General features: G+C 60.0%; 4 protein-coding genes. 3 read left to right on the forward strand and 1 reads right to left on the reverse strand.

From position 1 onward, the window contains the following. The 3 genes from AAAB35_RS29180 to AAAB35_RS29190 form a co-directional block, all read left to right on the forward strand. The coding region (locus AAAB35_RS29180; RefSeq protein ID WP_340671834.1) for a PLP-dependent aminotransferase family protein at positions 1-835 on the forward strand (835 nt) is incomplete at its 5' end. A 91-nt stretch (positions 836-926) separates the two neighbouring features. Next, complete coding sequence (locus AAAB35_RS29185) at positions 927-1382, forward strand: carboxymuconolactone decarboxylase family protein (protein ID WP_112648828.1); 456 nt, start codon at positions 927-929, stop codon at positions 1380-1382. A 96-nt stretch (positions 1383-1478) separates the two neighbouring features. After that, positions 1479-1793 (forward strand): multidrug efflux SMR transporter, encoded by a 315-nt coding sequence (locus tag AAAB35_RS29190; protein WP_340671835.1) that lies wholly within the window; start codon positions 1479-1481, stop codon positions 1791-1793. Positions 1794-2440: 647 nt separating this feature from the next. Here the strand turns inward: AAAB35_RS29190 and AAAB35_RS29195 are convergent. Next, the coding region (locus tag AAAB35_RS29195) for a hypothetical protein (protein ID WP_340671836.1) at positions 2441-3001 on the reverse strand (561 nt) is incomplete at its 5' end.

Raw genomic sequence — 3001 nt, forward strand, 5'->3', positions numbered from 1 at the left:
GTTTACGGGTGGCGACGAGGTCTGGATCGAGAACCCTGGCTATCCGCCCACTCGACAGATTTTTGGGTACATGGGGATTTCTCCTGTTCCCGTGGCAGTCGATCAAGATGGTATCGTCGTATCGGATGGATATAGGTCCGCGCCTCGCGCACGCGCCGCGGTCGTTACCCCGGCGCACCAGAGTCCACTCTCGATGTCTCTGTCTCTGCCACGGCGCCTTGCCTTGCTCGACTGGGCTTCCGAAACGGGTGCCTGGATCATCGAAGACGACTACGACGGCGAATACCGCTACGTCAGCCGTCCGCTTCCTGCCTTGAAGAGCCTCGATCGGGATGGGCGGGTGTTTTACGCGGGTACTTTCAGCAAGGTGCTCTTCCCGGCCATCAGATTGTCCTACCTCGTTGCGCCGGAGGCCGAGGTCGAACGGTTCGAGCGGACCGCTGGAGCTCTTTCTGGAGGCGCTCCGGCGTTCACACAGGCCATCGTGTCGGAATTCATGACGGAGGGCCATTTCGCCCGACACATCCAGCGGATGCGACGGCTGTATGCCGAACGCCGCGAAACGACGGTGGCCGGTTTGACCGCCGCGCTCGGCGATCGGACGCGGATCGATCCCCAGCCCGGCGGCATGCATCTCATCCTCAGGGTGCCTGGACATGCGGATGGTGAAGTTGTCTCGAGGATGCGAGCGGAAGGTCTCTACGCCGAAGCGATGTCGGACTGGATGCTTCGAGGCGAAGCTTCGCCGGCAATCCTTCTCAACTTCACCAACGTTTCATCCATGTCGATGGCTGAGGGTTTGGGGAATCGGCTAGGAAAGCTGCTGACATCCTGAAATCATGGACCAATTCGAAACATCACTCTTGGCCCTTCCGCATTAGGCCAAGAAGCACGATCTTCCGCCCATCAACAACGGAAGGATCGTCATGACCAATCGTCTCAACTATTCAGTGGTTTCACCTGAGGGCTACAAGGCATTCGGCGCAGTCTACATGACGCTGCAGAAAAGCGATCTGGCCAAGGAGCTTATCGACCTAGTCTACCTGCGAGTCTCGCAGGTCAACGGCTGCGCATTCTGCATCGACATGCACACGCGCGACCTGCTCAAGCAAGGGCTGAAGGTCGAGAAACTCACGCTGGTTCCTGTGTGGCGCGAAGCCGGGAAGCTCTTTACGGAGCGGGAGCGGGCGGCGCTCGCCTGGGCCGAGACTGTTACGCTTGTCTCCACAACCGGCGTGCCGGATGCCGAGTATGCGGCAGCGGCCTCAATCTTTGGCGACAAGGAACTCGCCGATCTCACCTATGCGATCGGCCTCATGAATGCCTTCAATCGGTTTGGCGTTGCGTTTCGCTCGACCCCTGCTGCGGTAGCCAACGCATAACACGAAGATCGACGGTGCTGGCGGGAGCTCAATCCCGCGAGCACCCGCGGGTATGCCTGTGTATCGGCAGACCAAAGATTCAAGAGGAATACTGATATGGCATGGAGCCTCCTCGTTGTCGCAGGCGCTCTCGAGATCATCTTCGCCGTCGCCATGAAATCGTCCGACGGTTTCACACGCATGCTTCCGGCATTAGTGACCGTTGCGAGCGGGCTCTCCAGCGTCCTGCTTCTTTCACTCTCGCTCCGTTCGCTACCCGTCGGGACCGGTTATGCGGTCTGGACCGGTATTGGCGCAGCGGGTACCGCGGTCGTTGGAATGATTGCCCTTGGAGATCCGGTCGCAACGGCGAGAATTTCCTCCATCGCACTCATCCTTGCAGGGGTGATCGCGCTGAAATTGGTGGGATGATTCCGCGAACCACGCACTTACCCGGGACGCTAGAGTGATAGCCCCAGTAGCGTCGTGGGCTAGCGGCGATGCACCGAATCCCTTTTGCATCGCCAGCCACTAAAGCAAGTGTGAAATCGCTAGAATTTCCGGCCCACGGACGCCGCCATAACGTCACACTACCGACTCTATAGATGTGCCGTCACGTTGGGAACGATCGGGAAGTTGACAAGGGCCGGCGCTTAGCCGATCGACAGCTTTCAGGAAATCGCCGGGGTGACTGGAATGACTGAACTGCGCGCGCAATGCAACCGAAAACGGACAGCAGGAAGGAAATCCGCTAAGGGGGGCCTGAAGCAGCCTGACAGCTCTGAGCCCAACCTTGCGGAAAGCGGCCCAGGCTGCAGAACTGACACGCCCGTATATGCTCATCGGTGACCAAGATGGTTGCCAGTCTTGAACAGGACTTGGGAACGCGCCTTCTGAACCGTTCGCCGCGAAACGTGACATTGACGGAAATTGGGCGGGAATATTACGACCGATGCGTCAAACTCATTGCCGATCTGGATGAGGTAGCAGGACGAGTGAGCGTAAAATCGCTGATCATGTGTGCCGGCGAGGCGTTCAAGGACCGTCTTTCTTCCGCCGATGCTCGCGGCAGCGGTCGTTCAAACCTTGAACCGCGCGAAGAGCGTGATGTCCTGAATGCCGGCCGCCTCCTCGAGCTCGTCGGGCGGGTCATCGACCGCGATCGTCCAACCGACATCCGCTGCTTCCGGCGCGGCGAACTTGAGATCGACGGACTCGCCGGATTTCGTGCGCAGGCTGCCCACGACGTCGAGCAACGTTGGGTCGAACTGCTTGAGCATGTACGGCAGGAGGTCGGTGTTCAGGGAGACAGCGAGGCCCTGCCCCGCCTTGTAGCGGGCCCAGGCGTCCGGGAGTTCGTGGCGAACGCTGACCAGTTGATACGCTCCCGCTTCGTCGCCATGGGTGACGAGCGCGTTCAGCGCTTGCTTCAACTGGCCCTCGACCTGGCCGCGGAACGCGGCAGACCCGGGTTTGGCGACATAGCGCATGGTCACGGCAACGTCGGTGATCGACCAGGTCTCGAAGGTCGGCACGACGTGCGGCATCGTCAGCATCCATTCGGAGTCGCAACCCGGCCCCTCGAACGGCAGGTAATTCGGGTCCTGCATCGAAAGCTCGAACAGGCCGGAATCCGAACG

Source organism: Phyllobacterium sp., assembly GCF_037994425.1.
Taxonomy (GTDB): domain Bacteria; phylum Pseudomonadota; class Alphaproteobacteria; order Rhizobiales; family Rhizobiaceae; genus Phyllobacterium.

Excerpts from the sequence above, each read along its gene's own strand:
- AAAB35_RS29190 (WP_340671835.1), top strand. The coding sequence starts at position 1,479 with ATGGCATGGAGCCTCCTCGTTGTCGCAGGCGCTCTCGAGATCATCTTC.
- AAAB35_RS29185 (WP_112648828.1), top strand. The coding sequence starts at position 927 with ATGACCAATCGTCTCAACTATTCAGTGGTTTCACCTGAGGGCTACAAG.